General features: G+C 54.6%; 31 protein-coding genes and 1 pseudogene. 17 read left to right on the plus strand and 15 right to left on the minus strand.

From position 1 onward, the window contains the following. On the minus strand, positions 1 to 1,410 hold a 1,410-nt coding region (istA, locus tag M2305_RS15455; RefSeq protein WP_264649991.1), incomplete at its 3' end, for an IS21 family transposase. A gap of 219 nt (positions 1,411 to 1,629) precedes the next feature. On the opposite strand from istA, the gene M2305_RS15460 reads away from it, so the two are divergent. Together M2305_RS15460 and M2305_RS15465 are read left to right on the plus strand one after the other, a co-directional pair. Further along, a complete protein-coding gene (locus M2305_RS15460; protein ID WP_015074874.1) occupies positions 1,630 to 2,256 on the plus strand; it encodes a glutathione S-transferase family protein in 627 nt (208 codons plus the stop codon). Next, positions 2,253 to 2,660 (plus strand): VOC family protein, encoded by a 408-nt coding sequence (locus M2305_RS15465; protein WP_015074873.1) that lies wholly within the window; start codon positions 2,253 to 2,255, stop codon positions 2,658 to 2,660. The genes M2305_RS15460 and M2305_RS15465 overlap by 4 nt, the downstream gene beginning before the upstream one ends. A gap of 386 nt (positions 2,661 to 3,046) precedes the next feature. Here the strand turns inward: M2305_RS15465 and M2305_RS15470 are convergent, their stop codons facing one another. Beyond that, positions 3,047 to 3,409 carry a winged helix-turn-helix transcriptional regulator gene (locus tag M2305_RS15470; protein ID WP_015074872.1) on the minus strand — a complete coding sequence of 121 codons (363 nt, stop codon included), beginning with the start codon at positions 3,407 to 3,409 and terminating at the stop codon, positions 3,047 to 3,049. Positions 3,410 to 3,524: 115 nt separating this feature from the next. Between M2305_RS15470 and M2305_RS15475 the strand changes: the two genes are divergently transcribed. Then, entirely contained in the window at positions 3,525 to 4,391 is an 867-nt protein-coding gene (locus M2305_RS15475) for an NAD(P)H-binding protein (RefSeq protein WP_016738640.1), read from the plus strand. Positions 4,392 to 4,515: 124 nt separating this feature from the next. Here M2305_RS15475 and M2305_RS15480 read toward each other — a convergent pair whose 3' ends face one another. Beyond that, positions 4,516 to 5,475 carry an IS481 family transposase gene (locus tag M2305_RS15480; RefSeq protein WP_016738641.1) on the minus strand — a complete coding sequence of 320 codons (960 nt, stop codon included), beginning with the start codon at positions 5,473 to 5,475 and terminating at the stop codon, positions 4,516 to 4,518. Between the two features lie 76 nt (positions 5,476 to 5,551). Then, entirely contained in the window at positions 5,552 to 6,004 is a 453-nt protein-coding gene (locus tag M2305_RS15485) for an Rrf2 family transcriptional regulator (protein WP_080578982.1), read from the minus strand. A gap of 103 nt (positions 6,005 to 6,107) precedes the next feature. Here M2305_RS15485 and M2305_RS15490 point away from each other — a divergent pair, with 103 nt between their 5' ends. Continuing rightward, positions 6,108 to 6,590 (plus strand): DUF2938 family protein, encoded by a 483-nt coding sequence (locus tag M2305_RS15490; protein WP_015074868.1) that lies wholly within the window; start codon positions 6,108 to 6,110, stop codon positions 6,588 to 6,590. 19 nt (positions 6,591 to 6,609) lie between these two features. On the opposite strand, the gene M2305_RS15495 is transcribed toward M2305_RS15490, so the two are convergent. Beyond that, positions 6,610 to 7,524, minus strand: coding sequence for a helix-turn-helix domain-containing protein (locus M2305_RS15495; RefSeq protein ID WP_015074867.1), 915 nt, complete (start codon positions 7,522 to 7,524; stop codon positions 6,610 to 6,612). Positions 7,525 to 7,673: 149 nt separating this feature from the next. Between M2305_RS15495 and M2305_RS15500 the strand changes: the two genes are divergently transcribed. After that, positions 7,674 to 8,420, plus strand: coding sequence for an SDR family oxidoreductase (locus M2305_RS15500; RefSeq protein WP_016737604.1), 747 nt, complete (start codon positions 7,674 to 7,676; stop codon positions 8,418 to 8,420). 31 nt (positions 8,421 to 8,451) lie between these two features. On the opposite strand, the gene M2305_RS15505 is transcribed toward M2305_RS15500, so the two are convergent. After that, complete coding sequence (locus M2305_RS15505; RefSeq protein ID WP_015074865.1) at positions 8,452 to 9,372, minus strand: LysR family transcriptional regulator; 921 nt, start codon at positions 9,370 to 9,372, stop codon at positions 8,452 to 8,454. 115 nt (positions 9,373 to 9,487) lie between these two features. On the opposite strand from M2305_RS15505, the gene M2305_RS15510 reads away from it, so the two are divergent. The 6 genes from M2305_RS15510 to fghA all read left to right on the plus strand — a co-directional run bounded on the left by M2305_RS15510 (position 9,488) and on the right by fghA (position 13,885). Next, positions 9,488 to 9,820, plus strand: coding sequence for a YciI family protein (locus M2305_RS15510; RefSeq protein WP_016737605.1), 333 nt, complete (start codon positions 9,488 to 9,490; stop codon positions 9,818 to 9,820). A 52-nt stretch (positions 9,821 to 9,872) separates the two neighbouring features. Beyond that, a complete protein-coding gene (locus M2305_RS15515) occupies positions 9,873 to 10,760 on the plus strand; it encodes an MBL fold metallo-hydrolase (protein ID WP_015074864.1) in 888 nt (295 codons plus the stop codon). Between the two features lie 385 nt (positions 10,761 to 11,145). Continuing rightward, positions 11,146 to 11,421 (plus strand): formaldehyde-responsive transcriptional repressor FrmR, encoded by a 276-nt coding sequence (gene frmR, locus M2305_RS15520; protein WP_015074861.1) that lies wholly within the window; start codon positions 11,146 to 11,148, stop codon positions 11,419 to 11,421. A gap of 41 nt (positions 11,422 to 11,462) precedes the next feature. After that, positions 11,463 to 12,572, plus strand: coding sequence for an S-(hydroxymethyl)glutathione dehydrogenase/class III alcohol dehydrogenase (locus tag M2305_RS15525; RefSeq protein ID WP_016738644.1), 1,110 nt, complete (start codon positions 11,463 to 11,465; stop codon positions 12,570 to 12,572). A 59-nt stretch (positions 12,573 to 12,631) separates the two neighbouring features. After that, positions 12,632 to 13,033 carry a VOC family protein gene (locus M2305_RS15530; RefSeq protein ID WP_003618982.1) on the plus strand — a complete coding sequence of 134 codons (402 nt, stop codon included), beginning with the start codon at positions 12,632 to 12,634 and terminating at the stop codon, positions 13,031 to 13,033. 24 nt (positions 13,034 to 13,057) lie between these two features. Beyond that, positions 13,058 to 13,885 carry an S-formylglutathione hydrolase gene (gene fghA / locus M2305_RS15535; RefSeq protein ID WP_003618986.1) on the plus strand — a complete coding sequence of 276 codons (828 nt, stop codon included), beginning with the start codon at positions 13,058 to 13,060 and terminating at the stop codon, positions 13,883 to 13,885. Between the two features lie 419 nt (positions 13,886 to 14,304). Here fghA and M2305_RS15540 read toward each other — a convergent pair whose 3' ends face one another. Then, positions 14,305 to 14,775, minus strand: coding sequence for a MarR family winged helix-turn-helix transcriptional regulator (locus M2305_RS15540; RefSeq protein WP_029495916.1), 471 nt, complete (start codon positions 14,773 to 14,775; stop codon positions 14,305 to 14,307). 162 nt (positions 14,776 to 14,937) lie between these two features. Between M2305_RS15540 and M2305_RS15545 the strand changes: the two genes are divergently transcribed. Both M2305_RS15545 and M2305_RS15550 read left to right on the plus strand, forming a co-directional pair. After that, complete coding sequence (locus M2305_RS15545) at positions 14,938 to 15,960, plus strand: alpha/beta hydrolase (RefSeq protein ID WP_015074857.1); 1,023 nt, start codon at positions 14,938 to 14,940, stop codon at positions 15,958 to 15,960. Between the two features lie 361 nt (positions 15,961 to 16,321). Beyond that, positions 16,322 to 16,642, plus strand: a complete 321-nt coding sequence (locus M2305_RS15550; RefSeq protein WP_015074855.1) for an aromatic-ring hydroxylase C-terminal domain-containing protein — start codon at positions 16,322 to 16,324, stop codon at positions 16,640 to 16,642. Positions 16,643 to 16,733: 91 nt separating this feature from the next. Here M2305_RS15550 and M2305_RS15555 read toward each other — a convergent pair whose 3' ends face one another. The 5 genes from M2305_RS15555 to scpB form a co-directional block, all read right to left on the minus strand. Beyond that, entirely contained in the window at positions 16,734 to 17,657 is a 924-nt protein-coding gene (locus M2305_RS15555) for a replication protein RepA (RefSeq protein ID WP_016738647.1), read from the minus strand. Between the two features lie 562 nt (positions 17,658 to 18,219). Further along, the gene (locus tag M2305_RS15560) at positions 18,220 to 18,978 is read right to left on the minus strand and encodes a segregation and condensation protein A (protein WP_015074853.1); all 759 of its coding nucleotides are present in this window, start codon (positions 18,976 to 18,978) and stop codon (positions 18,220 to 18,222) included. Next, entirely contained in the window at positions 18,971 to 19,756 is a 786-nt protein-coding gene (locus tag M2305_RS15565) for a hypothetical protein (RefSeq protein WP_264649992.1), read from the minus strand. Before M2305_RS15565 ends, M2305_RS15560 begins: the two co-directional genes overlap by 8 nt. A 3-nt stretch (positions 19,757 to 19,759) precedes the next feature. Further along, positions 19,760 to 20,758 carry a site-specific integrase gene (locus M2305_RS15570; RefSeq protein ID WP_211497638.1) on the minus strand — a complete coding sequence of 333 codons (999 nt, stop codon included), beginning with the start codon at positions 20,756 to 20,758 and terminating at the stop codon, positions 19,760 to 19,762. Positions 20,759 to 20,910: 152 nt separating this feature from the next. Beyond that, positions 20,911 to 21,435 (minus strand): SMC-Scp complex subunit ScpB, encoded by a 525-nt coding sequence (gene scpB / locus M2305_RS15575; protein ID WP_249195480.1) that lies wholly within the window; start codon positions 21,433 to 21,435, stop codon positions 20,911 to 20,913. 138 nt (positions 21,436 to 21,573) lie between these two features. Between scpB and M2305_RS15580 the strand changes: the two genes are divergently transcribed. The 3 genes from M2305_RS15580 to vapC all read left to right on the plus strand — a co-directional run bounded on the left by M2305_RS15580 (position 21,574) and on the right by vapC (position 22,859). Further along, complete coding sequence (locus M2305_RS15580; protein ID WP_211509061.1) at positions 21,574 to 22,035, plus strand: hypothetical protein; 462 nt, start codon at positions 21,574 to 21,576, stop codon at positions 22,033 to 22,035. 195 nt (positions 22,036 to 22,230) lie between these two features. Next, positions 22,231 to 22,455 carry a type II toxin-antitoxin system VapB family antitoxin gene (gene vapB / locus M2305_RS15585; protein WP_211499663.1) on the plus strand — a complete coding sequence of 75 codons (225 nt, stop codon included), beginning with the start codon at positions 22,231 to 22,233 and terminating at the stop codon, positions 22,453 to 22,455. After that, positions 22,455 to 22,859 (plus strand): type II toxin-antitoxin system tRNA(fMet)-specific endonuclease VapC, encoded by a 405-nt coding sequence (gene vapC, locus M2305_RS15590; RefSeq protein ID WP_211499662.1) that lies wholly within the window; start codon positions 22,455 to 22,457, stop codon positions 22,857 to 22,859. The genes vapB and vapC overlap by 1 nt, the downstream gene beginning before the upstream one ends. A gap of 56 nt (positions 22,860 to 22,915) precedes the next feature. Here the strand turns inward: vapC and M2305_RS15595 are convergent, their stop codons facing one another. Further along, positions 22,916 to 24,262, minus strand: a complete 1,347-nt coding sequence (locus tag M2305_RS15595; RefSeq protein ID WP_373687810.1) for an IS701 family transposase — start codon at positions 24,260 to 24,262, stop codon at positions 22,916 to 22,918. A gap of 323 nt (positions 24,263 to 24,585) precedes the next feature. Next, entirely contained in the window at positions 24,586 to 25,668 is a 1,083-nt protein-coding gene (locus M2305_RS15600; RefSeq protein ID WP_211499666.1) for an IS5 family transposase, read from the minus strand. A gap of 75 nt (positions 25,669 to 25,743) precedes the next feature. On the opposite strand from M2305_RS15600, the pseudogene M2305_RS15605 reads away from it, so the two are divergent. Continuing rightward, positions 25,744 to 25,953, plus strand: a pseudogene (locus M2305_RS15605) (IS5/IS1182 family transposase); the annotation flags it as partial. A 185-nt stretch (positions 25,954 to 26,138) separates the two neighbouring features. On the opposite strand, the gene M2305_RS15610 reads toward M2305_RS15605, so the two are convergent. Next, positions 26,139 to 26,663, minus strand: a complete 525-nt coding sequence (locus M2305_RS15610) for a lipocalin-like domain-containing protein (RefSeq protein WP_095666533.1) — start codon at positions 26,661 to 26,663, stop codon at positions 26,139 to 26,141. Between the last annotated feature and the right edge of the window lie 4 nt (positions 26,664 to 26,667).

Below are 26,667 nucleotides of genomic sequence, written 5' to 3' on the forward strand. Positions count from 1 at the left end.
CTTGGCGTCGGTCAGACGGTGCAGTGTGTTGAGGATATGGGTCTTTGTCGCCACGCCATCCCCGATTGCGAGTTCGACAGCACAAAGCACGGCCTGCTCGTCATGATGTAGAACCAGAGCAAGGATCTCGACCATTTCCCGGTCACCACCGGGACGGCGAAGCAGATGGGTTTGGAGAATGCGAAACGCTTCGGGCAGGTCAGTGAAAGGTGCGCCATTGCGCAAGGCACCCGGTTTGCGCTGGAGTACAGCCAGGTAATGCCGCCAGTCATAGACCGTTCGTCCAGGCAGCCCATGGAAGCGCGTCACGATCCGGGAGTGCTCGCAAAGCACTTTGCCTTCGGCTGCAACGACCAGCCGCTCGGGATAGACGCGCAGACTGACAGGCCGATTGGCAAAGGACGCCGGCACGCTGTAACGATTGCTCTCGAACTGAATGAGGCAGGTCGGCGATACACGCTTGGTGTGCTCGACAAACCCGTCAAATGCTCGTCCCGGCACCATCAGGTGAGGCATCTCCGCCGCATGCGCCGCGGCGACATTGCCAGGCAGTTCGACATGACGCAGGCTGATCCACTGCTCCAGGCAACGCGTCTCAAGCCAGGCATTCAAAGCTGTCAGGTCTGGAAAATTCGGCATGTCCTGCCAGATCTGCCGCCGCGCGTCCTGAACGGTCTTCTCGATCTGTCCTTTCTCCCAGCCTGCGGCCGGATTACAGAATTCCGCCTCGAAGAGGTAATGGCTGACCAAGGCAGAAAAACGCAGATTGACCTGACGGGCTTTGCCCTGCCCGATACAATCCACCGCTGTTTTCATGTTGTCGAAAATACCTCTGCGGGGAACGCCTCCCAGAACGCGGAAAGCCTCTGTCAGGGCATCGAACAGCATTTCATGCGTCTGGAGTGGATAGGCCCGCAAAATGAAGGCACGGCTATAGCAAAGCTTGGTGTGGGCAACCTGCAGTTTGATCCGCCGTCCCCCAATAACCGCCCAGTCCTCACCCCAGTCGAACTGGAAGGCTTCGCCTGGCTGAAAGCTCAGGGGCACGAACACGCCACGCCCCGTCGTCTGTTTCACCTTCTGCTGCTCGGCTTTCCAATCTCTTATGAAGGCGGCAACCCGGCCATACGACCCCGTATAGCCAAGCGCTACAAGATCCGCATGAAAGCGGCGCCCTGTGCGTTTATGTTTGCGCGACTTCGAAGCCTCAAGCATCAGCCAGTTCGTCAGCTTTTGTGCAAACGGGTCCAGCTTGCTCATCCGGACAGCGCACGCAAAAACCGGCTCAAGCGTTTCGGATCGAAGATATTTGCGGATCGTATTCCGCGACAGGTGCGTCCGGCGTTCAATCTCACGGATCGGCAGACGATCCCGATAGTGCCAACGGCGGATTACACTCAACAAGTCCATGCTGATCACTCCTTCGCCTCCCGCGCTCATGCGTCGGGAGCAGTGTCAGGCATGGGTCAATTCTTAATGAAAATTTCCCCTCTCCCAGGGTCAGTTCTCAGTGAAAATCAACATTATAAGCGTAAACCGCAATAGTGAAGTGCATTTTTGAGAGATTATCGCACACCTCATCCCGTGGAAAGACAATGCTCCTGTTCAGTCGTTCTTTCGGGAGTTCCCATGAAACTCTACTATCATCCTCTTTCGGGACATGCGCATCGAGCGCATCTCTTTCTCTCTCTTGCTGGCCTGCCTCATGAGTTGAAGCCTGTTGACCTTGCCGCAAGTGAGCAGAAGACTGCGAAATTCCTGGAGCTGAATGCATTCGGGGAAATTCCCGTCCTGGAAGATGGCGGGATCACTATTCCGGATTCCAATGCCATCCTTGTGTATGCGGCACGGAAAGTCGGTCCGTCTCATTGGCTGCCGGAGGACACCGTGACAGAGGCCGAAGTCCAGCGCTGGCTGTCGGTGGCGGCGGGAAAGATTGCGTATGGATGCTGCGCCGCACGTCTAGTGACGGTTTTTGGCGTCCATTTTGATGTGGCAGAGGTTATTCAACGCGCTCATGACACGCTCAAAGTGATCGAGCAGGCCCTGAAGGCTAGAACCTGGATCGCAGGAACCCAACAGCCCACGATCGCGGATGTCGCTCTCTACAGCTATATCGCAAGAGCACCGGAGGGAAATGTTGATCTATCGGGATACGACGCGATTGCTGTCTGGTTGCAGCGCTTAGAAAGTCTGAGGGGATTTGTCCCGTTCCAGAAAACCGTGGTGGGCCTGGAAAGAGGAGACGGGCAATGAACTTCGCGCACCTGACGTTCGATCATGTTGGCATTCGCGTGACCGATCTGGAAGTTTCTGAACGGTTTTATGCCAAATTCGGCTTCATCCGCGATCCGGAAGAGTTCGCTCCGGCCGTGAAAGCCTGTGGCCTACGCCACCCATCCGGACTTCGTATCCATCTCATTTTCAATGGTGTGCCAGACCCAGCCGGGAATGTTCTTATGGACGTTCCCATCAAACGTCCGGGCTACACGCACGCGGCGTTCATTGTTGAGAGCGTGGCAGATCTGGTGCGCTGGCTGGAACAGGAACAGATCGCCATCACGGAAGGGCCAGTCCAGATGGGACATGACAGACGCATTGTCTGTTTCATCCGTGATCCGGACCGGAACGTCCTCGAGTTCAACGAAATCCTCAAGTGAACAATCTTTGTAGGCCATGACGCGCGTCCGCTTTGCGGAAGCTGACACAGCCCCGATAACGTCGATAAAGTAGGCGCAAGCAGCTGGTCCGCTTACGCCCTCATCCTCGACATACAAGGCGCGATAAAGATTTCCAAAACCGGACATGTGCGCGTGGCAAGTCCGACATACTCGCGTATGCCGTCACCGTTGTTCCCGTCTGCCAGTAATTTCCGCTCATGTGCCTCACGATGCTGCGCATATTGGTAATTATACTGTAGCAAAATGAACCGACATCTCTGGACAAACACCTGAGCGAGCGCATGGTTAAGTGGTTCAACTTGATGGAATGATGCCCCGCATGCGCCGCTGATTGACGGCGCGCTTCATCACACCTCAACGCCAGATCAGTCCTGCGCGGCACGACGATCAAATGCGGCGCGGGCCTGTTCAAGGGCGGGCCGGTTCTCGCGTGCCCAACTTGCCAGGGCTGCCAGAGGTCCTGTCAGGCTTTGCCCCAATGGGGTCAGACAGTACTCAACCTTCGGCGGGACGGTAGCATAGGCTTTGCGAGCCACCAGTCCATCGCGCTCGAGCCCGCGCAGAGTGATGGTCAGCATCCGGTGCGAGATGCCGGGGACGCGGTGCTTCAACGCATTGAAACGATGGGTGCCTTCTGAGAGATGGCCACAGACCATAACCGTCCACTTGTCGCCAATGCGTGCAATCACCTCTGCCAGGCCGCGACATTCCGCTTCTATATTTTCCATTGCTACTCCTTGGGGCGACAGGAACCTGGGTGTTCTTGACGCATGAATTCATGCGTACTTGTTAGCTTATAGGAACAAATTTATCCTAAGGAACCATAAATAACCATGGAATCTGATGATGAAAATAGGTGTAAGCGGTGCCAGCGGTCAGCTCGGTAGCGCAGTTGTTCAGGCGTTGGCGGAAACGGTTGCGGCCGAAAATTTGGTGGCGATTTCGCGCACCCCCAAGACCGATCTAACCTACGCAGGTCGCTTGGGCGACTATGACCAATCCGAGACATTGGTGGCGGCCTATCAGGGCTTGGATCGCCTGCTGTTGATTCCAGGGGCTGATCTGCGGCCGGGGATTCGTTCGCGCCAGATGTTGGCGGCCGTGGATGCCGCTGCACAGGCCCAAGTCGGTCACGTCTTCCTGTTGTCGGCAACCGGGACGCAGCGTGAGGGGGAGGCCGCCGTTGGCGCGGCGTATTGGCACAGTGAGCAGGCGTTGATCAAGAGCGCGATCCCCGCATGGACGATACTGCGTATGAGCTATTTTTCCGAGACGCTGGTCGAAGAGGTGCGGATGTCTTTGACGGCAGGCGGGCTTGCGGCGCTTGAGGACAGCCGCGTCAGTTTCGTTTCGCGCGGCGATGTGGCCAAAGCTGCCGCCGCCGCATTGACCAGCGAAGGCCACGAGGGCGCCATATATCAGCTGACAGGCCCTGAAACCCTGCGCGGTAAAGCGGTGTGCAGGCTGGTCGCGCAGCACATCCAGCGGCCGTTTGTCTTGAACGTGATGCGCGCCGAGGTGTTGCGAGCCGGGTTGCTCAAAACGGGTCTGCATGAGGTTGTGGCCGATGCCGTGGTATCGATAAAGACGCGGCAGGCGCGTGGCGCCTACGACATCGTCAGCGGTGACATCGTGCGTTTGACCGGAGGCACGCCATGTTCCCTGGCCGAGATTCTGGCGAGTACCGCCGGAGGACTGGGGCAGTCGTAGCCCCGCACTTGCTGGGTGCTTTGCTGCGCCAGTCGACGAACGCCCCGCACCACCGGTGCAAGCCTAACGCAATGCACTCCAGCGCGATACGAGGGTTTATATCGCTTGGGCGGGCGTGCCAGCCTTAGGCGTTTGGTACCGCGGTTTGATGGTTTGGATTGATGATGAATCTTTCTGGCTCTGAAGTCCAGATTTTGCAGATGTATTCGTAAGGGGTAAGGCCACTGAGGGTCTTGAGTCTTCGCCCGAAATTATAGGCTGCCATGAAGTCGTTGAGGTGTGTCCTCAACTGCTCATGACTATCGTAATGGAAGCGTTTGACGGTTGCTTCCTTGATTGTCTGGTTCATCCGCTCAACCTGACCGTTCGTCCAGGGATGATTGGGTTTCGTCAGACGATGTTCGATCCCCTGGGCTTCGCAGATCAGGTCGAAGCGCATGGGACGCGACCAGGCCGTATTGCGATTACGGGGTTGGTCAGAGAACTGGATGCCGTTATCGGTCAGAATGGTATGGATCCGGTAAGGGATGATGCTCAGGAGATGTTCGAGGAATTCCCAGGCGGTCTTCCGATCAGTTTTCCCGACGAGTTGTGTGACAGCGAATTTGCTTGTCCGGTCGATAGCAACGAAGAGGTGCAGCTTGTCTTCAGCAGTCTGGACTTCGGCAATATCGATGTGAAAAAAGCCGATGGGATAGCGTTTGAAGCGCTGGCGTTTGAGCCTGTCTCCTTCGATGTCCGGCAACCGGGATATCCCGTGACGCTGAAAGCAGCGATGCAGGGCCGAACGTGTCAGATGAGGAATGCTGGCCTGCAGGGCATAAAGGCAGTCATCCAGCGGCAGTAAAGTATGCCGGCGAAAAGCGACTGCCATGGCTTCTTCGGTTTCTGTCAGGCTCGTTGAGCGAGGCTCTTTAGGGCCAGTTTTCTGATCTTCGACAGTCTGGCGCTTTCGCCATTTTGCAACTGTTTTCGGGTTGATCCCGAACTCCTCGCTCAGCGCCGCGAGCGAAGCCTGCGATCGCTGTATTGCTGCTCGCACGGCGTGCGTGGTCGTGGCGCTGCCATGACGTATCTGTCCCATAAGGCTTCCTTCCACTCGCGTGAAAATAATACCCCATCAAATCCCGGGACTAAACACCTAGCCATCAGCCCTTGGTCTACTTGCAGAGCGTGGCCGGAGCATGACGCGCTGCTAGCCTCTGATGGAAGTCGGCATGAAGCGCTGCAAGTGTAATCTGGCCAAAACGCGCGAGAAGTTGGACCGTAACATCCGCAAGGACGCCACTCAATGCATCGTTAACGGCTTCCTCAACAAGGCATTCAGTCTTTTCACTTCGGTTCCCTATGGCGAATAATCTTGGGGCATCAAGAGCCTCGTAAATATCTCGCAGCGTTACCCGATCCAACTGGCATGAAAGCGTCCACCCCCCGCCATGTCCTTTCTCGGAGTGCACATATCCATGCTCACGCAGACCGCCCATAAGACGTCGCACAACCACGGGGTTGGTGTTAAGGGCGCGAGCCAGGGCTTCTGACGTCATGGGCCCCCCTGCTTCTGCCATATGCAGGAGTACGTGGAGCACACAGGATAATCTGTTATCTTGTCTCATGTAACTTCTTGTGTTGCTAGAGTGCGATTTCGTCAGTATATCATGAAACTAGAAAAGTGACATGAAAGTGTGTGAGAACACTCTTACTTCGAGGACATGCTGTATGAATTTGCTCGAAATTCTGACAGTCGGCGTCGTGGCGACTGCCGCATCCGATATCTGGCAACAAGCCCAGAAACCATTGACTGGAATTCCTGCAGCCAACTGGCCTGTCACGGGCCGCTGGGTCATAGGGTGGCGCAACGGCAGGATCTATGATCCAATGATTGGAAAAAGACCGATCCTGAAAGGAGAGGCAGTTGTCGGCTGGGCATTTCATTATCTGATTGGTGCTATTTATGCTGCACTGTATCTCAGTTTTGTGACTGTCATAGCAGAGACAGTCCCCACATTGTTGAATGGTCTGATCTTCGGACTGATTACGCTTTTAGCGCCATTCCTGTTTATGAAACCCGCTTTGGGCGGCGGTTTTTTCGGACTTAGGGCTCCCAATCCTGGAAAAGGACTATTTCTCAGTATAAGCGCTCATGCTGTCTTTGGAATGGGACTGTATTTAGGTGAACTTTTTTACCAAGGTTTTTTCTGAAACCTTATTCAGAGAGTGATTACAGTTTTCTATAGTCACGAGGACTGACACCTTTCACTCTGCGGAAGACCTGAGCAAAGTGACTTGGACTGTCGTATCCGATCCCCAAGGCGATCTCGATAATGGAAAGATTGGTCTTACGAAGCATTTCTGATGCTTTCTGGACGCGGTGCTGCATGAACCAACCAGAGGGGGTTTGTCCCGTGGTTGTACGGAATGAGCGACTGAAGTGAAAACGGCTCATGCCACACAAAGCAGCAAGACAATCCAAATCAAATGCCTCAGCCAGATGTGCTTCCATATGATCAAGAACTCTACGCAGTTTCCATGTGGGCAAGAGAGTGGATCGTAGCTTTATCTTAGCTCTGGCATCAGCATACTGTCTTAAAAGATGAACTGTCAGACTTTCCAGAAGACCATTTACAAATAAGGGATTTGCAATGGCGGGAGATTGCATTTCAGCTACCAGACCACTCAAAATGCCTGATATAAAAACGTCCTGTCCTCCCGAGACATCCCGCATTCGAATACGTGAGGAGTTCAGATTTAATGACATGGCGGCTCGGTTAACAAGCTCAAGTCCAAGATAGAGATGCAACACTTCAAAACAAGTGTCGTCCTTGCCCTGCCAACGCATCAGATAGGGTGTGTCCGTCTGCGTGAGGTAAAACGTTCCAGCTTTTGCCTTGCTCTGTTCCCAAGGTCCTGTCAGTTCACGCTCTTCAATATTTGCTTCTCCGCTGATAACCCAGACAAGCAAGGGTTCTGCGACGGCAGGTACAAGAATTTCGTCTTCTTGTAACGGGCGAGAGAAGATCTGGACGTCAACGTCGTTCCAGACATCCCCTTCACTTTGTGCGATTTTCTTCCCGGGGAGAAGTTGCTCCAGTGCCAAACTGGCAGCACGCCGAGAAGGAAGGCAGGGCACCCCCATCTGTTACACTCCCTGATTTCCATGCACGACTATCTATAGCGCAAAATCGCAATAGTTTCAGCAAGAAGCCAAGAGAGATATCTTCTGGCATAATTTACACCTCCTTCGACCAACAAGGGCGATTGAAGGCTCGTTGCGTGGAGAAGATTATGAACATTGCAGGAAAAATTGCTCTGGTGACCGGAGCATCCAGTGGCATTGGTGCGGCAACAGCGCGCAAACTTGCAGCAGAAGGAATGACAGTCGGCCTGGCGGCACGTCGTCATGATCGCCTGAATGCACTTGTCAGTGAGATTATCAAGGCTGGCGGTCGAGCGATTCCTCTGGTGACGGACGTTACTGACCTTGTCTCGTGTCAAGAAGCCGCAAAGAGCTTGATTGCCCAATTTGGAAGGATTGATGTTCTGGTCAACAATGCGGGCCTGATGCCCCTATCTAGCGTTGACAGCGTGAAAGTGGACGAATGGCAGCAGATGGTGGACGTCAATATATCCGGTGTTCTTAATGGAACGGCAGCCGTTCTTCCGCAGATGATCGCACAACATTCGGGCCATATTTTTAACATGTCCTCGATTGCAGGCCGGAAAGTCTTTACGGGTCTCGCCGTTTATTGTGCCACCAAAGCTGCGGTGACAGCGTTTTCAGACGGCCTCAGAATGGAGATCGGACCAAAGCATAATATCCGCATTACCTGCATTCAGCCGGGAGCCGTAAAATCGGAGCTTTACGACCACATTACAGATGCTGATTACCGCAAACAAATGGATGATCTTGCAGCGTCCATGACCTTTCTCGAAGGCGAGGACATAGCAGACAGCATCCTTTTTGCTTTGAAATCACCTGCACGCATGGATGTTGCAGAACTGTTTGTTCTTCCGACTGAACAGGGATGGTGAACAGGAACTTATTGCCAACTGAGCTTAGGAGTCAGGCACCCTTCCGTCGAAAAGAGGCTTCAGGCTGGAAAGCCTCTTGAAGCTCGGTCACAAAGACCCGCAGCTTTGGTGTCATAACCGGACCTGCGTTATAGAGCAGGTGCATGGGCCTGTCCGGAACTTTCCACCTGGGCATAAGCCGGACAAGCCGTTTGCTTTTCATATCTGGAAGCAGAGCCTGCTCGTATCCCAGCAGAATGCCATCGCCACCAAGAGCTGCAGAATGCAGAACACTTGAATCATTACTGATTATCTTCCCGGACACGGTGACAGGTCGCGTAACGCTCCCCTGAGAAAGGTACCACGTGGTTACAGGGCCGCCGGAGTTTTCATATACGAGACACTCGTGGCGCATCAGATCTTCGGGCTGCCCTGGAAAACCGTGTTTTTCCAGATAGGTTTGAGCCGCGCAGATGACCCGACGATAGGCCGTCAAAGGACGACTGACCGCTGTAAGGTCCGTTTCCAGTTCACCAATTCGGATCACAGCCTCATGACCATCCATTGTGGGGTGAACCAGTTGGTCTGTCAGGGATAAATGCACTTGAATTTCTGGGTATCTTTTTTGAAAACTGTGAATAAATGATAGAAATACCGTTCGCCCGAAGGTGACTGGGACGCTGACAGATAATGTGCCGCGCGGTGTGCCAAGCATATTGGCTGCCAGACTGTCAGCTTGTTCAGCAGCCTGCAGAACAAGCCGACATTGCTCGCAATAGAGGCGTCCTGTTTCAGTCAGACTTTGCCGACGTGTCGTTCGATGCAACAGGCGAGCACCAAGGTGATGCTCCAGAGCCTCTATATGCTTGGCGACCATCTGCGGCGACAAAGTCAGATGCTGGGAGGCCGCAGCAAAGGACCCCAATTCCACGACCTTGATAAAAATCTTCATGCTGGTTAACCGGTCAAGCATTCATCATCCTCAGTTGTGACTGATGTCTCGTATCGACAATTTATCCAGCGAAAAAGAGGAATATGCTGAAGGCTTCGAGTGATTGGCAAGTCTAGTTCTGGTGGAGACTTTCGAAATGCCTGTTTATCTTGTGCGCATGGACCACCCTGACGGCGAGGGATGGGGACAGCATGTCGCAGCCCACGTGTTGTATCTCAGGCGCCTTATTCAGGAAGGCAGCCTGCTGGCCTCCGGTCCGTTGAAAGGTACCCCATTGCGCTCCGGCTTTCTAATTATGAAAGGCGCCAATCGGCAGGAGATTGACGCGATGATTGCCGGTGATCCCTTTGCATCCGAAGGTTTGATTTGTGATCTGCGGATTGAAGAATGGGACCCACTATTCGGGTGCCTGTCAAACCATGCAACAGGCGCACTCCCGCAAGAATTGAAGTCTCTTTTCCCTTCATGACGACAGCGCTGTGTTTTTTGAGAAATAAGAACGAAAACAGAGCCTTGGGATTATGAACGATCTTCAGTGGTATACTGTAGGGGATGCCCGCATACTAAAAATACAGGATCTGACGCTGGCAGCACTCACTCCAGAACACTTGCTTCCTGACTGGGATGATGCAACGGCACTTCAGGTCTATCCTGATCTGTCTGAAACGCTGGATGCTTCAGAAACGAAAATCCTTTTGAGCGTTCATAGCTGGCTCATCAAGGATCGCGGTCGGAACATTCTTGTGGATACGGGGGCCGGGAATAGCAAGGCTCGACCTGCTGCTCTGTATTTCGATCACTTGCACACCGTGTGGCTTGAAAATCTGATGCGCGCTGGCGTCCGGCCAGAAGATATCGATTTTGTTCTTCTCACCCATCTGCATGTTGATCATGTGGGGTGGAACACACGCCTGCAAAATGGCATCTGGGTTCCGACCTTCCCGAATGCCCGATATGTCTTTTCTAGAGCCGAATATGATTTTTTCAGTAATCCAGTTCATGATAGCGTCCGTAATAAAACCAGTTTCATGACACGCATTGATAGCGTTGATCCGATTATCTCGGCGGGTCTTGCGGATCAGATTGACGTAGACGGATCCGAAGTTCTTGAAGGAATTTCCTTTCACCCCACACCTGGGCATACGCCACATCACGCGTCTCTTGTGCTGAAATCAGGTATGGAGCGTGCGCTCTTCACGGGTGATGTCATGCATCACCCTATTCAGGTGTGTATTCCGGAGTGGAGTGCCGTTTTTGATGCAGATCCTCAGATAGCCATCATATCGCGCAAATGGGCTTTGAATTATGCTGCCGAACACACCGCAGCAGTATTCACATCGCATTTTCCGATGACATCCGCTGGAAAAGTGATGACATACGACCAGGGAAGGGGTTGGTCTTTCCTCTAGGGCTGCCATTATGTCCGCTGTTCACCTCGTTCAATTCCATTGCGGACATTCCGCTTTCCTCCCTAATTCGCCTGTCTGCTCAAGGGAACCAGAACAGACAGGCGGCAGTCGCCCTCATGTCGGTCGTTTGGACCACAAGGTTGTTTGCCAAATAGCGGACATCAGCGCTTCAAAGCCTTGTTGCAGAGATTGTCTGGATCTCACTAATTGTACCTCTTGAATGATCCCAAGACACAGACGGGCAACCCATGGACGTTGCGATGAAAATTTCAGCGATACGGAATTGTGATCGGATCATATGACAAGCACGCCCTTATATCCTCGTCATACTGCCCTATAGTATGACAAGGATACTCAAGGGTAGTATATTCGGGAGTAAGCGTTCGTGCCGCACACACCGGCTGAGAAAAAGCGCGTTCTGGCCCGCGTGCGCCGTATTCGCGGGCAACTTGATGCGCTGGAACAGGCTTTGGAGAAGGGAACTGATTGCGGTCCGGTGCTGCAACAGGTGGCGGCTATCCGGGGAGCGATCAACGGATTAATGGCCGGTGTTCTCGAAAGCCACCTGCGGGAAGAATTTGTTGAGTGTGCCGGTGATCGTGATGCTGCCAGTGGTTCGATCGAGAATGTGGTGTCACTCGTTCGATCCTATCTCCGGTAATGCCCTCGATGCTGGCTGATAGGTTATTTGGAGAAAAAATCATGAAATCACGGGCCGCAGTTGCTTTCGAGGCGGGTAAGCCCCTTGAGATTGTCGAGATCGATGTAGCGCCTCCTCGTGCTGGTGAGGTGCTCGTGCAGATCACGCATACGGGTGTGTGCCACACTGATGCGTTTACCCTGTCAGGGGATGATCCCGAGGGACTGTTCCCAGCCGTTTTGGGTCACGAAGGCGCGGGAATTGTCATCGAGGTCGGAGAAGGGGTCACCAGCGTTGCCCCCGGCGACCATGTCATTCCGCTTTACACGGCGGAATGCGGTGAATGTCTGTTCTGTAAGTCGGGAAAAACCAATCTCTGCATTTCAGTGCGCGCCACACAGGGTAAAGGTGTGATGCCGGATGGCACGACACGCTTCTCCTACAAAGGTCAGCCGATCCATCATTACATGGGGTGTTCGACGTTCAGCGAATACACGGTTGTCGCCGAGGTTTCTCTGGCAAAAATCAATCCCGCATCCAATCCAGGGCATGTCTGTCTGTTGGGATGTGGCGTCACCACAGGGATTGGTGCGGTACACAACACGGCCAAGGTGCAGCCGGGAGATACGGTTGCCGTCTTCGGTCTGGGCGGGATCGGTCTGGCGGTCATTCAGGGAGCGCGACAGGCAAAGGCTGGCCGGATTTTCGCTATTGATACCAACCCGGAAAAGTTTGAACTTGCCAAGGCCTTCGGTGCTACGGAGTTCCTCAATCCGAAGGACTACGACAGACCGATCCAGCAGGTTCTGGTGGAAATGACCGGCTGGGGTATTGATCACACCTTTGAATGTATCGGCAACGTCAATGTCATGCGCGCGGCGCTGGAAGCCGCGCATCGTGGATGGGGGCAGTCGATCGTCATCGGAGTGGCAGGGGCCGGTCAGGAGATATCAACCCGTCCCTTCCAGCTTGTGACGGGGCGTTCGTGGCGCGGCTCGGCTTTCGGTGGGGTCAAGGGACGCAGCCAGCTTCCCGGCATGGTCGAAGATGCCATGCGTGGCGATATCGAACTTGCGCCTTTCGTAACCCACACCATGCCGCTCGAAGACATCAATACGGCCTTCGATCTGATGCATGAGGGAAAATCCATCCGTTCCGTCATTCATTTCTAAGGTCTGCGTCTCACCGCGCAACATCATTTCCAATGGTTGGAAATTACAGGAGAACGATCATGGCAGTTATTTCCGGTGACGGTGTTTTCTCTCACGTTTTTCTTGGGGCAGTGGATACTGCGGTATCCGCGAAATTCTATGACGCCGCGCTTGCGGCTCTGGGCATAAAAAACCTGGGGCCGTTCGGGCATGGGTGGATTCTGTATGGCCGCGAAAAGCCAGCCTTCATCATTGCACGTCCAGGCAACGGTGAAGCGCCCTCAAGCAACGGTGTCACCATCGGTTTTGCAGCAGCGACACCCGCCGAAGTGGAGGCTTTTCATGCTGCAGGTCTTGCCAATGGGGGAACCGATGAAGGCGCACCCGGCCCGCGAAGCCACTTACCGGGCGCTTACGCTGCCTATCTCCGGGATCCGGCAGGGAACAAGATCTGCAGTTATACCTTCACGGACGGTAACTGACATGCGCAAAAGGCAGTGAGAGCCATGGAACGCAAGGAAACACATGCCTCTTTTGGGGGCGTGCAGGAAGTCTGGCGACACAAGTCCGTGTCGTTGGGTGTGGAAGCAAACTTCGCGATCTACCTGCCGCCGCAGGCAAAAACTGAAAAGGTTCCCGTTCTTTACTGGCTCTCCGGTCTGACATGTACGGAGCAGAATTTCATTGGCAAGGCTGGCGCGCAACGCGTGGCCGCAGAACTGGGCATCGCCATTGTCGCGTCGGATACCAGTCCACGGGGCGTGGGTGTGGCCGATGACGATGCGTACGATCTTGGACAGGGTGCCGGATTTTACCTCAATGCGACGCAGGAGCCGTGGGCTGCGCATTATCGGATGTATGATTACGTCGTCACGGAACTTCCTGCGCTGATTGAGGCGAGCTTTCCGGTTACGCAGCAGCGAGGCATTGCGGGACATTCGATGGGTGGATTTGGCGCCATCATGATCGCGCTGCGTAATCCTGGCCGCTATCGTTCTGTGTCAGCCTTTTCACCCATTGTGGCGCCAACGCAGGTACCATGGGGTGAAAAAGCATTCAGTGCTTATCTGGGGCCGGATCGTGCCAGTTGGGCAGCCTATGACCCGCTTGAACTTGTGCGGACAGCGAAGGAAAGACTGCCTGTTCTGATAGATCAGGGTCTGGCGGACCAGTTTCTGAAAGAACAGCTCAGGCCAGAACTGTTCCAGGAAGCCGCACAGAATGCAGGGCAGGAACTCATCCTGAATCTTCGTCCTGATTACGATCACAGCTATTATTTTGTAGCCAGTTTTATTGCAGATCATCTCAGATATTTCGTGAGTAAACTACGATGAATAGATTGTCAGTTTTTTGGATCTGGAATTTTCTGGCTTTGAGTGGAGATAAAATCTGTTAGGGGCATCTTTCAAACTGTGAAATCAGCTGGCAGCTTTCCGCACCTTTTATCCGGAAGCAGTCCAACTGTTTTGTTTTCTTCCACGATTTGCCTGTTTGCTCAGCGATATTAGAGCAGACAGGCAGCAGTCGCCTACATGTCAGAAGCCAGAGCGTCGCTCTTCGCTTCTCTGAAACGGACGTGTTCATGGCTTGCGAGAATAGGCTGTTGTCGATCACGACCAACATCACGAGCATCCCGCCTAAAATGCGCGGTATGTGCCGGCGGCCAAGTGCGATGACCCCGCTCGTCTCTGTTAGGGCGTAGGGGGAACTCAAGACCAGTCTCCCTGGAAACGGTTATTGATGGATGACAGGCTCAATGATCGTCGGAATTGCAGCCCGGAGCACGCGGAGAGCTGACGGCTTGGCGCAGCCGGTCGACCCGATTACGCAAGTCCCGCAGTTCGGTGATCGACAGCCCGGTCGCCGTTAACACACAAGCCGGAATCGTCTCGGCCTGAACGCGCAGGGCCCGACCGGCCTCGGTCAGATGAACGCGCACCTGTCGTTCGTCCTTCTGGTCGCGGGTGCGCTCCACAAGGCCAGCGCCCTCCAGCCGCTTGAGCAATGGGGTCAGGGTGGAGCTAACCAGATCGAGTTGTGATCCGATTTCGCCGACAAGTCTGCCGTCACTGCTCCACAGGACGGTCATTACTAGATATTGCGGATAGGTGAGACCGAGCGGCTCGAGCAGCGGTTGGTACAGCCGATTGAAGGCGTGGCTCGCGGCATACAGCGAGAAGCACACGAAATTCGACAGATCAGGTGTGGATGGGTCTTCGTTCATATCGTCCTCCATAAGCAGGGCCATTATATCGCGTAATATCAAATCTCGGGCGATGTTAATGCATAGGAGCTATGCAATCTAACATGTTGCGCGATAATATCGCACGCGATATGTAATGCTTCACAGGCCGATCGCAGCCTGATCGATACGGAGTTTTCCATCATGAAGCGCCTCTCCACAGTCATCGCCTTGGCTACCGCTATTGCCGCCGCGCCCGCGCTCGCCGCTCCCGTGCTGGAGCCCACGACCCAGCATTTCCTCAGCGACCTCGCCACCGCCCATGTCCCGGCCATCCCCTCGCTGTCCCCGCACGATGCCCGTGCGCTGCTGGACGGCGCGCAGGCGTCGGTGAAGGTCACCGCTCCCTCTGCCCGGATCACCGACCGCGTGCTCCCCGTTGGCCCGACCGGCAGCACACGCATCCGGATCTATCGCCCGTTCGACGCCCCGAACCATGCGCCGGCCATCGTCTATTATCATGGTGCCGGTTGGGTGATGGGCGGCCCGGCCAGCCATGACCGCCTCGTGCGCGATCTGGCGGCGGGCAGCGGTGCGGTGGTCATCTTCGTCGATTACGAACGCTCGCCCGAGGCGCGTTATCCAACTGCGATCGAGCAGGATTATGCGGTTCTGGAGTATGTCGCTCGTCATCCGGTCGAATTCGGGATCGATCCATCCCGCATTGCCATCGCCGGAGACAGCGTCGGTGGTAATATGGTTGCGGTCGTCTCCGCCCTCGTTGCGGAGCGGCATGGACCCAGGCCCGTAGCCCAGCTCCTGTTCTATCCGGTGACCGATGCCGCGATGAATGACGGATCCTATCACGAGTTCGCCAGTGGCCCCTGGCTGACAGCGAAAGCCATGGATTATTTCTGGAACCAGTATCTGCCTGCCGGCACGGACCGCGCCCAGCCGCATGTTTCGCCGCTGAACACGCCGGACTCCATCCTGCACGGGCAGGCGCCAGCATTGGTCATCACAGATGAAAACGATGTCCTGCGTGACGAGGGCGAGGCCTACGCCCGACGCCTGGTCGAAGCTGGCGTGCCGGTCATAACGACCCGCTATAACGCGACGATCCACGATTTCGTTATGCTCAATGCGCTTGCCAAGACGCCGGCGGCCACCGCCGCAGTCGCCCAGGCGGCTCATTTCCTGCGCGATGCCTTTACGAAGGTAAAGTGAGAGAACAGGGGCGGTCTGAAGCAATTTCCTCCAAAAAGAGGGAGCGCTTCAGCCTCGCGCTGGCTGCAGTTTCTGCTCCGTCCCTCAGGCACTGACCATGAACCTATCGCTGGCATGACGACTGCATATATGCGGGGTCTTATGAGACGGACAGCTCTCGCCCGACGAAGTAGGTTGTCAGGTTGATCTTCAGGAGACGCCCATTTGTGTCGTGACAGTCGATTGCACGAATGACCGATTTTCCAGTCTTACCGCCCAACAGCCGACATTCTGCTCACCCGCCTGATCTGCCTGTCTGCTCCGTGATGCAGGAGCAGACAGGCAGCAGTCGCCTACTTCCGGCCGATTAGATGCAGGCTACATGCTTCTCGAAAGCGGACGTTTACAGATAGTTTGGCTGGCAAACATTGAGAGCCTGTATGGCGATCTCACCAAATTCCTGATCTCTTGTGATTTCGAACTGAGTGACCGGACGCACCTGAAGGAACATCTTTTAAACGGAAAAACTCTTCTACTTGATCTCAGTAAGAGCAATTCATTGCGAAAACTTTCTGATTGTTATCGGGATCAGCTTTCTTACATCGCTTGTCATGCGAAGGGCTATTGGGGCCTTTATATCTCGCTCATTCGTCCTGATAGCTTTATTGCCTGGGCAAGCGATAATTTTCCAGATGATATCTAAAGCGATATAGGCATTATTCAAATTACTTATTGTTTCGCCTAACAAGCAATATTTGGCCTTATCTTTATTTTTCGAATCAATAGGTATATATTTAACGCCCTAGTATACGTCTCTCTGGTACTGGAGGAGGGGAGGGATATAGTATCAACCCTTTTTCCATATCAACATCTACGTGTGCTTCTGGATAAACAGAGAGGGCTAGTTTTAGTGGGCCTGTAATATCACGTTTGAAGTCACGCATACGCGCATATTCTGGTCCAAACTGCCCTTTGAAAGCATACCACGAGATAGATACTGGTTCTTTGAGAATATGTAGCCTGTAAGCTAACCAAATATATGTATCTATCGCTTTTGATTTTCCGGATATTTGACGAATTGCTACTTCCCGAAGTGGCAAAGGGTGGTCAATCAAGCTTTCGTAAAAACTTTCGTCTAAACGAACAACTTCTCTCCAAAACGAAGGTTGATTTTCATCTTCCTGAATTGGAAAGATTGCGTCCCGTACAAATGCTCCGTTACTAACCATTTTTGCTCCATTGTGGACGCGAAAAAATGTTAGTCTGCACTGACTGATTCTTTTTGCTTGGTCTCTTACGGAATTATAAGTTTTCCCACCAACAGTAATTCCCATTACTTTAAGCCAAGCATTCATCGAAGAGCCAAGCTCGACTTCACGGGATTGTGTCTTTACTGCTTGAGTTTGTAAATAGAGGAGAATCATACGAGCCATTGAGCCGTATGGAATACCCACGGGAGTTTTGTCGTCGTTTAAGCCGCTTTCAATAAGAAGTTTGATTCCTCCGCCTTCACGTTCCCATACGGTCTCTTCAGTCTTTTTATGAGGCAGAGCAGCCATCGCAAAGCCCGAATGAGTGATGCCAATTTGTAAAGCTTCATCACTTAATACTTCATGAGCAGCATCGACACATACACGGCTTAGCTGCCCATCGAGAGACGCCTGTCGCCGAGCTTCATGGAGTCCATGGCGTTCAAGAAGATTGTGTATTTCACCCATGAACCTGACTTTCCATGGCCGACGATCGGGTGTCAATTTGGACTTTGCTCGCGGCGATTTTTCCACAGAACTCCCTTGGACTCCACTCGCCGTGGTTTGGACTCTGCTCGCGCGCTCTAGGAAGATTATTAGATATATTTATTAGATATGCGCGACCAGAGTCCAAGGGATAACCACCATTGTAGCGAGCAAAGCCCAAGAAATGAGCGAGGAGATCCCAGGGGATAACTGTTCTAAATTCAAATCGCTGTGCATTACGGCTGTCTGCAATGAGCGAGGAAAGTCCAAGAGGGTGCGAGAAGAGTCCAAAAGATGTGAAAGAGGATGATGCGGACAGCGAGGGGGATAGAGCGAGAAGAGTCCAAACAACTGAATGGCACAATAAGCTGGCCGTTAGGCGGTGCAAAAATTTCTCATCGTACCGTTTGAATAGAGAACCAAACATATTGATTCTAATGGCCTAATTTCTAAATGTAGGATAAAATTAGCCTTAACTTCAGTGAGATATCGAAGATAATTCTGAATCCGCTGATTGCGACAGTAAGCTTACCGGGATAGCTGGTCAGGGACGATCAACTGCAAATGTTCGTGGCAGGTGCAACTGTCTAAGATATAATTCTCCTCGTTTTTCAAGTTCCAAAACGGCCGAAAGATGAGCAGCCCACGCGGCCTTGCGCTGCATTAGGTTTTGAGGGCTGGCTCCAAGAGAAAAATGAATCACGCCCTCGACGAGGTCCCACGTGCTCTCCGGATAGTCCCGAACTTTCCGCTGCCACCATGCCAAAGCGTCCTGAACAGAAACACGCGGTACTAAAGAAGGCTGGAAGATACTCTCTGGGGGCCGCAGCTTTGCCCTCCGACGAGATGCTGACAAAAGCGCGTCCAGTAGATCTTGGGTGAGGATTGAAGACGCTGTCTCAGCAGCAGAAGGCGAGGGGGGCAGTTTCCCGCGTCCAAAAACACTTTCGCCCAGCACAGGCCGAGTTTCAAAGCACTCCACGGCTTGCAAAAGCTTGTCCTTTCGAAGCAGGGCGCGTTGGAGCTGCTCGGCTGCGGAGTGGGCGGCAAGGTGCTCTTCAGTATCTTCCCGAAGCAGAAGAGCCGAGCGCATTTGAAGAAGGGTCGCTGCCAGAACAAGATCGTTCGCAGTCTGTTCGAGAGGACGGTTTTTAAGTCGCTCTTCCACGCAGATCAAAAACTGGTCGATCAGCTCTCTCAGCGGAAGCGTCCGAAGATCTATCGCACGATGGCGGACGGCCTGCAGCAGCGCCTCCAGCGGGCCCTGCCAGGCTCCAACTTCCAAAAGCAGTCCCTCAGACATCGTAAAGCGGGCGTATGGAAAAGGTGAGGTCGGGCCATTGGGTCGCAATGGCCCGAAGAGCCGGCCAAGGCGTCCAGTCCGCCGACCAGAACGAGACGCTCCAGCGGGTTGTGCTCTTTTTCGGATACCCGTCCATGACGTCGACCTGCTGCAGTGGCCGGGAGGTTCCCCAGTGCTCCCACAGCCACGCTTGTGTCATGGGGGAAGCGGGGCCGAGGGAGAGAAGATCCAAAGGCATGGGACAAAGGGCATTAAGATCAAACGGAACAGAGCTGGATGCCGCCTCCCGAGCGAGAAGGACTGTCTGGCTCTGGACAATCTGTTCGATCAAAGCGGCTGTCTGGGCGTCCCAAACGGGAAAGATCCGGCTCAGATCTTCACGGTTGGTGACATCTGGCCCCCACGATAGACGGCCAGTCCCCGCTGCTGCCGCCTGGAACCGGGCCAGTACGGCTTCTGATCCTGTGACGGTCAAGACATGTGCCAGCCAGTCTGGTTGAGGATTGAATAGCGGAGGAGAAAGAGGGGTCTTCCGCTCTAAAAGGCGTGACCCGGAGATTGAAAAGGCCGTGCCGCTTGCCGGTGGCATTGGGGTGTGGCGGGGAAGTGCCGGACGGGTGGGGAGACGAAAGCCGACCCCTGGTTCATCGTCGTCACTGGGGCCCGGTTCGAGATACCCGTGGGCAACGGGTCGCGCTTCCAGTTCCAGACGATAGTCTTCCAGACGCGCGACTGTCGCATCAACGTCCGCGATGATTTCAGCCGTCGTCTGTGGCATGGGCTACAGGTCCAGAAGATGGGCAGGAGAGTCCAGGTCCAGACGGGCCCGCCGGACATAGCGGCGCATGCTGCTCAGGTCTCGGTGGCGGGTATGCGCCATGATCTGCTCGTCCCGGGCATTGGCCCGGAAGGCCTCGGTAACGAAGCCGGCGCGCAGTCCATGCGGGCTGAGGCGTTCCCCGGAGGGAACCTTGAGCCCGGCCACCCTAGCACGACGCAGCAGGATCTGCCGGACCGCATCCGGATGCAGGGCATCGCGTCCCACCTGCTCCCAGCGGTTGATAGAGCGGAAGAGGGGACCGTCCATAATCTCGGCCTTCTTCAGCCAGCGCTCCAGGGCCAGAACAGGGCAGGTTTCGCGATGCTTGCCGCGCGGCAAAAAAATTTCTTCGCCCCGATGTTCGGGGTCTGTCTTGCTGCGGGCGATATGGAGCTTCAAGCCGGTTGCCACGATCCGGACGGTCTCTGTCGTCAGAGCAACCAGCTCAGAACGGCGCAGCGCCCCGGCAAAGCCGATGAGCAGAAGGGCCCGATCGCGCAGATCCGCCAGCGCTTCGACTGTTTTGCTATGCTCGGGGGCGACGAGTTTGCGGACTTCCTGGGAGGTGAGGGCAGCGGCCTGCTTCTGCGGCGCGCCATACACACGTCCTGCAGCGCGAAGGGTGGTGCGGATGGCCGCATGGCCGGAGCTCCACTCTAGCCCCCGCATGCGATGCTGATAGCCGATGGCAGCCAGGCGACGGTTGAGAGCCGAGCGGCTGAAACGTGGTGCCAGACTGTGCAGCCAGGCCGCAACGACGGGAGGAGCGGCCGGAAGAGAAGACGTCCCATGTTCGTCGCACCAGTGACAGAAGGCCTGCCAGTCATGGGCATACGCTCGCAGGGTTTCGGGTGCATAGGCCGCGGTCCGGGCACTGTCTTTTGCTGCGTCCAAGGCACTTTGCAGAGCAGGGGAGGGCGCTTCGGAGAGACGCTCTGCGGGATCTGTCGGGACTGTCATGTCGGTGATCTTCCCTCTGAAATACCCAATGAGTCTGCCGTAAGACACCAATTAAGGCAACCTTGATTTAATACGCGGTAAGAGAACATTACCACGTGTTATACTACCAAAAAACAGTCTCAAAATCCCCATAGAACGAGCCCAAAAGGGGCCTAAAGCGGGCCTTTCAGGCCTTCGAGCAGTGGGTCCAGTTCGGCCACGGACCGCAGGCCGTAGGTCACGAGGAAGGTCTCGGTCGTGGCCCAGAGCTGGGGCTGGCCTGGGACCGGCTTGCGGCCAACGCTGCGAATGAGTCCTTTCTCCTGCAATAGGGTCAGAGTTTTTTGGGGCAGGGACGCATCCCGGAAGCTTTCGATTTCGGGTCGGGTGACCGGCTGACGCGCGGCAATCAGCAGCAGCACTTCAAGCGCGGCGCGGGGTAGGCGTTCTGGCGGCCGCTCCAACATCGCCTTAAGGGATTCTGCCAAATCGGGGGCGGTGCGGAACATCCAGCCGTCTCCAGCCGCGACCAACTCAAACCCCAGCCCCTCGGTGCGCCTGGCCACTTGGCTCACGATCTGGGCGATCTCTACGTCCTCTCCCAGAGCCCGCGCCAGCGTCATTCGGGACACAGGACCGCTGCTCTGGAAGAGGAGGGCTTCGGCGAGACGGACGGGATCGGAGACAGAGGACGTCATGGTCGAGAGCATAAGGCTGGTTTTCCGTTTTCCACCAGGGGTTGCGATATGCTCGGGGTGGATCTTTTCTAGGAGAGTAGGCGGCCAGGCTCCGCAAGACGTCGTCGTTAAACGTTGTTTTTGTGCTAAAGGATAGAAATGCCGATCCGACCGGAACTGAAAGCATTATATCCTCTCAACTGGCCCGAGTTGAGCCGACAGGTGCGGTTCGAGCGGGCTAGGGGATTGTGCCAGCGGTGTGGTCGACCCCATGGACAATTCCTTCAGGTCTTACCGGGTGGCCGATGGAAACATCCGGAAACAGGGCACTGGTTCAATGGCCGAGGCAGACGGGTTTCACCCCCGGACCTGATCGAGCATCTGCAAATGCGACAGACGAAGGTAGTTCTGGCAGCGGCGCATCTAAATCACGACCCCACCAGCAACCGGTGGCGCAATCTGCGTGCACTCTGTCAACGCTGCCATCTGCTGCATGACCGAATGTATCATCTGGCCCAACGCCGTTTGACCTTGCGAAGGCGCCTGGCCCTCGGGGATCTGTTCGAAGGGCCCTATCGGATTGGAATGAATCTTAAGGAGTATGAAATACACTATGGCTAATCTTCTTCGGGGGAATAGGGGTAGGTCTGATCTCGGCGGAAAAAGATGAAAAGCCGTCGTCTATTTTGATGTTTGTTATGGACATTGGCTTCCAGAACGGTGACGGAAAATAGCCCAATTCAAAGCTGAACGAATTTTGTTGGTACCAGATCAATTTATGGATATACGTTCAGTATATCCCGTATGGAGGATGCCATGCTTGCCCGCACAACTCTCTTTCTTTCCAATCGCTCTCAGGCTGTACGGCTTCCCAAAGCGGTTGCCTTTGACCTTGGCCTGAAGGACGTCGTGATCATTCCCGATGGCGTACGACGCATTATTGCGCCTGCGCATGCCGCATGGGATGATTTTTTTTCGTCCTCCGGCACTGAATTACCCGAACGCAATCAACCTGCAATGCAGGACCGCGAAAGCTTTTGATGCTACGTTATCTTCTGGATACAAACTTTTGTATCCGCGTCTTGCGTGACCGTCCAAAGGGCCTACGCGAGCGTTTCAACGATAACGCCGAGGCCCTCTGTATTTCAGATGTTGTGCTTTACGAACTCCTCTATGGGGCAGAAAAATCTCAAAATCCGGCAAAAACTCGACGGGAGGTAGAGCATTTTGCTGTGCGTTTGTCTGTTTTGCCATTTGACGATGATGCGGCAGCACATACAGCAGAAATCAGGGCTGATCTGGAAGCCCGTGGGTGTGTTATCGGACCGTACGACCTAATGATTGCGGGGCATGCCCGGAGCAAAGGACTGGTCGTTGTAAGCGGAAACCTACGAGAATTTACTCGGGTAAATGGATTACGTTCTGAAGATTGGACGCCGGATTAACGAGAGAAGGTCGCCGCCATGCCCTCGAGAGTCTGACACTTCCACTGTGTTTAGCACTACTTTGGCAGAATGGAGTTAGGATGCCTTTTGAGTGTCCATCCGCAATGAGGGCATTGTGTCGGGGATGAACGAGACATGTGGTCAAGGATGGCCTGACGCACTGCTGGTAGACTGGGTTGTGGTGGTGGCCCGAGGGCTCTTTTTTTTTGTCCCGCCTGAGCAAGCCTGCGGGATTGCAAAAAGGCGTAGGCCATCATCGACATCAAGGCATGGCGGTGAAGTCCGCTCCAGGATCGTCCCTCAAAGTGATCCAGGCCCAGCTCTTCCTTGAGTTGCTGATGGGCCTGTTCGCATATCCAGCGCGCTTTGATCGCGCCAGCCAGAACCTTGATTGGCGTGTCGGCTGGTAAGTTCGAGAGATAGTATTTGCGTTCGCCATTCGAGCGATGCTCCCCCACAAGCCAGGCTTCTTCGCCCGGCATGTGTTGGGCTCCGGCAGAGCCGATCCTCTGGGGTGCGCCATCCGCGATGCGCACGCGTATGGCCGCGAACCGAGCCGTCAGACGTCCTTTCGTTCCCTTGCGCCAACTGACCTGCCGCCACTTTGCCCCTTCGAGCATGGTGTGTGCAGCCACGGACGTGACATCCGGAACGTGCCGCATGCGTGGGCGACCACGGCCTGCAACCGGGAAGATCAGTTGAACATCGTCGGGATAGGCCTTCTGGTGTCGTGGAATACCGACAGCACAGCAAAGACCCCGTGCGGTCAGTGCCTGCCGCAACGAGGCTGACAACCCGTAACCTGCATCAGCCAGCACACAGCCGAAGCGTACGCCTGCTGCGATGACGCGATCAATTTCCTCAAGCGCGATTTCAGGCTTCGTACGGTAGTCCTGTAAGGCACGAGGTACGCCTGCCTTATCCATGCGCGCGACGTCGCCTGTCCAGCTTTCCGGCAGGAACAACCGCAGGCTCAGCATCAGCGGAACTTCACCCGAAGCCAGTGTCACAGAGACCATTGTCTGGCAGTTCGCATTCTTGCCTAGTGCGGTTGCGTATTGGGGCGCAACGCCTACAGAGGCTTTCCCCTTCTTCGGCAGGGCAGTGTCATCGATGATCAGCCAGGATCTGTCGCCACCAACCAGGTCATCCGCCTGTTTCCACAAGGTCGCTTCCAGTGGGGCCTTGTCCCACAGCCCGGCTCCGATGAAATGATGTAGCCGGTCATAGGGGACCGCATCCGAACGCATGGCCATGGGCTGGATGCTCTTGCGATCTCCTGGCCCGATCAGACCTGCGATATAGGCCGGGCACATTTTACGCCGCGTCTTGTTACCAAGACCTTCCAGATACGGGACGAGCCATCGCTCAAGATCCGCTTGCCAGTCTTCTTCCAATGCCAGCCTCCGTCAAAGCTGGCTCCCCATGAATCACGCAATCAGCTCCATGGGAATCCTAAAAATCATACTTCTGCCAAAGTAGTGTTAGGGCGCGTTGACAAAAGATTTGATCCAGAGCCTTGCGGCGGCGATATTGAGGAAACTCATAAAGGACAAGGCGGTCTTGTCGTATCGGGTCGCGATACGGCGCATCTGGAGGGATCGAAGAACCGTTGGTTGATGTGCTTGGTTTGTGATTTCAGGCTTCTGACGATGTAATTAACGGTTTTTGCGATGGCATCCGGTCTGCGTTTTGAGCAGATCGAGGGCTTTACCCGGCTGAATGACTACGCGCTCGCGCTGATCCGCTCGAGGAAGAAAAAGCGGCGCATGTTGTAGACGATATTGGCCAGCCCGATCCTCGTGGTGGCTCGGGTGATGCCGACGGTTCGGACGAACAACCCTGTCTGTGATTTCTGATCAGCAAAGACGTGCTCGACGCGGGATCGGATCACCGATTTCCCTGCATTCGATTTCTGGATATGGAGTGGCATGGGTTTGAGATGCGGCTCCTTCCTGTGAACCTTTGAGACAAAGCCCTGCTTTTCCATGAAGTCTTCGTTGGCTTTGGAGCGATAGGCCGTGTCTGCCCAGACGCTTGAGGCCGTATTGGTTTTATCCAGAAGCCCCTCTCTCAATCGCGCATCATCACTGGCGGCGGCATCCGTCGTCTTCCATTTTCGGATGAACCGGAATTTCCGGTTGATGGAGACGTGGGATTTGTAGCCAAAGAACGGAATGGCGAGATCTGTTGCGGGGATCGTTCCGTCATCCTGCCGCTTTGCTTTCGTGAACTTCAGCGTCCAGCGCGCATGGCGATCCTTGTGGGACAATTTGGATGGCTTGTCCTGCCAGTCTTCAGGAATACGCCCTGCCCGGAGGTCGGCTTTCTCGGTGTTGGTATTGCGCTGCTTTGGAGCGGCTACCAATGTTGCATCCAGGATCTGGCCCGACATCGGCAGATAGCCCGCGTTCCGCAGAGTTGCATCAAACCGGGCAAACAGCCTTTCAATGGCTCCCGCCTGGGTCAGGCGTTCACGGAACAGCCAGACCGTTTTGGAATCAGGCACCCGATCTGAAAGCCCCAGACCAAGGAAGCGCATGAAGGAGAGGCGATCGTTGATCAGATATTCCGTCCGTTTGTCGGACAAATTGTTCAGCGTCTGGATCACCAGGATCCTGAACATCAACACTGAATCGAACGGCGGTCGCCCGCCCTTGCTTCCATCTGAATAGGCCAGAGCCTGCTCCAGATCAGGGCGGAACACCTCAAAACCCACAGTCCGGGAAAATGCTTCGAGCTGGTCACCAAGCCCACTCAACCGGGCAAGCCGTTCTTCAACATCAAAGAAACCCGCCTGCTTCATGATCCATACTCCAATCAACGCAAGGAAAATGGAATCATAAAGACTGACCCAAAACCAGAGAGTTTTTCGAACCCTCCACCTATGCCCCGACATATCCAGAAATCGAATGCAGGGAAGTCGGTGATCCGATCCCGCGTCGAACACGTCTTTGCTGATCAGAAGTCACAGACAGGGCTGTTCGTCGGAACTGTCGGCATCACCCGGGCCAGCATGAGGATCGGGCTGGCCAATATCGTCTACAATATGCGCCGCTTTCTCTTCCTGGAGCGGATCCGCATCACAGCGTAGCTATCAAGCGGGTAACAGCCCCCAATCTGCTCAAAACGCAGACCGGATACCATCGCAAAAACCGTCAATAAAATCGCCAAAAGCCAGAAATTACCAGCCAAGCACATCAATCAACGGTTCTTCGATCCCTCCAGGTGCTCGCTCCTTTTTTAGGAGTGTAGAGCACGGTCGCCGGCTTTTCCGGATTAATTGACCCGTTTGAAACGGATAATGCTGCGGGACATTTTTCCGTTATCCCAGTTAGGCATAATCCTCCAAGGCGTCAGAACATCAGCTTCATTCCCCTTTACGACGATATTACGACGCTGCTCTGTTCCAACCCATTCTGGCGCCCATGCTGTCTGTACACTTGTAACCCACTGGTTACCTTCCACACGATAGCGGCCAATATAGGCAACGAGTGTTTTCATGAGATGCGCGCGATCTGCATCATCTTTTGCCGGCTGACGATCACTCCCTTCAAGATTAAACGCAACCCAACCGTCAGGGGTGAAGATGACGCGGCCACGCGGATGGGCGCCCATAGCGTCAATCAACTTCCCGGTTTCTTTATCCTGAACCTTATAAGAGACCAGCTCCCAAACCCCGACTATGTTCTTTTTCAAGTCTGGATCAACTTTCTTTGGAAGTTCCGGAATGGATACTTCCTGAGCATGGATAGATGACAATGAAGACATAGACACAGCCCCCGCAAAAGACATAATCAGCATAATT

It is taken from the genome of Gluconobacter cerinus, from assembly GCF_025961355.1.
Lineage (GTDB): Bacteria > Pseudomonadota > Alphaproteobacteria > Acetobacterales > Acetobacteraceae > Gluconobacter > Gluconobacter cerinus.

Coding starts and splice junctions, on each gene's coding strand:
- fghA (WP_003618986.1), top strand. CDS start 13,058: ATGGAACGCAAGGAAACACATGCCTCTTTTGGGGGCGTGCAGGAAGTC.
- M2305_RS15475 (WP_016738640.1), top strand. CDS start 3,525: ATGATGAAAATAGGTGTAAGCGGTGCCAGCGGTCAGCTCGGTAGCGCA.
- vapC (WP_211499662.1), top strand. CDS start 22,455: ATGCTACGTTATCTTCTGGATACAAACTTTTGTATCCGCGTCTTGCGT.
- M2305_RS15580 (WP_211509061.1), top strand. CDS start 21,574: ATGCCGATCCGACCGGAACTGAAAGCATTATATCCTCTCAACTGGCCC.
- M2305_RS15485 (WP_080578982.1), bottom strand. CDS start 6,004: ATGAGACAAGATAACAGATTATCCTGTGTGCTCCACGTACTCCTGCAT.
- M2305_RS15540 (WP_029495916.1), bottom strand. CDS start 14,775: ATGAACGAAGACCCATCCACACCTGATCTGTCGAATTTCGTGTGCTTC.
- M2305_RS15565 (WP_264649992.1), bottom strand. CDS start 19,756: ATGCCACAGACGACGGCTGAAATCATCGCGGACGTTGATGCGACAGTC.
- M2305_RS15560 (WP_015074853.1), bottom strand. CDS start 18,978: ATGTCTGAGGGACTGCTTTTGGAAGTTGGAGCCTGGCAGGGCCCGCTG.
- M2305_RS15480 (WP_016738641.1), bottom strand. CDS start 5,475: ATGGGACAGATACGTCATGGCAGCGCCACGACCACGCACGCCGTGCGA.
- M2305_RS15460 (WP_015074874.1), top strand. CDS start 1,630: ATGAAACTCTACTATCATCCTCTTTCGGGACATGCGCATCGAGCGCAT.
- M2305_RS15555 (WP_016738647.1), bottom strand. CDS start 17,657: ATGGGTGAAATACACAATCTTCTTGAACGCCATGGACTCCATGAAGCT.
- M2305_RS15465 (WP_015074873.1), top strand. CDS start 2,253: ATGAACTTCGCGCACCTGACGTTCGATCATGTTGGCATTCGCGTGACC.
- M2305_RS15610 (WP_095666533.1), bottom strand. CDS start 26,663: ATGCTGATTATGTCTTTTGCGGGGGCTGTGTCTATGTCTTCATTGTCA.
- M2305_RS15505 (WP_015074865.1), bottom strand. CDS start 9,372: ATGCTTGACCGGTTAACCAGCATGAAGATTTTTATCAAGGTCGTGGAA.
- M2305_RS15550 (WP_015074855.1), top strand. CDS start 16,322: ATGCTTCTCGAAAGCGGACGTTTACAGATAGTTTGGCTGGCAAACATT.
- M2305_RS15470 (WP_015074872.1), bottom strand. CDS start 3,409: ATGGAAAATATAGAAGCGGAATGTCGCGGCCTGGCAGAGGTGATTGCA.
- M2305_RS15495 (WP_015074867.1), bottom strand. CDS start 7,524: ATGGGGGTGCCCTGCCTTCCTTCTCGGCGTGCTGCCAGTTTGGCACTG.
- M2305_RS15545 (WP_015074857.1), top strand. CDS start 14,938: ATGAAGCGCCTCTCCACAGTCATCGCCTTGGCTACCGCTATTGCCGCC.
- M2305_RS15570 (WP_211497638.1), bottom strand. CDS start 20,758: ATGACAGTCCCGACAGATCCCGCAGAGCGTCTCTCCGAAGCGCCCTCC.
- scpB (WP_249195480.1), bottom strand. CDS start 21,435: ATGACGTCCTCTGTCTCCGATCCCGTCCGTCTCGCCGAAGCCCTCCTC.
- M2305_RS15510 (WP_016737605.1), top strand. CDS start 9,488: ATGCCTGTTTATCTTGTGCGCATGGACCACCCTGACGGCGAGGGATGG.
- M2305_RS15525 (WP_016738644.1), top strand. CDS start 11,463: ATGAAATCACGGGCCGCAGTTGCTTTCGAGGCGGGTAAGCCCCTTGAG.
- M2305_RS15490 (WP_015074868.1), top strand. CDS start 6,108: ATGAATTTGCTCGAAATTCTGACAGTCGGCGTCGTGGCGACTGCCGCA.
- M2305_RS15530 (WP_003618982.1), top strand. CDS start 12,632: ATGGCAGTTATTTCCGGTGACGGTGTTTTCTCTCACGTTTTTCTTGGG.
- M2305_RS15515 (WP_015074864.1), top strand. CDS start 9,873: ATGAACGATCTTCAGTGGTATACTGTAGGGGATGCCCGCATACTAAAA.
- vapB (WP_211499663.1), top strand. CDS start 22,231: ATGCTTGCCCGCACAACTCTCTTTCTTTCCAATCGCTCTCAGGCTGTA.
- M2305_RS15500 (WP_016737604.1), top strand. CDS start 7,674: ATGAACATTGCAGGAAAAATTGCTCTGGTGACCGGAGCATCCAGTGGC.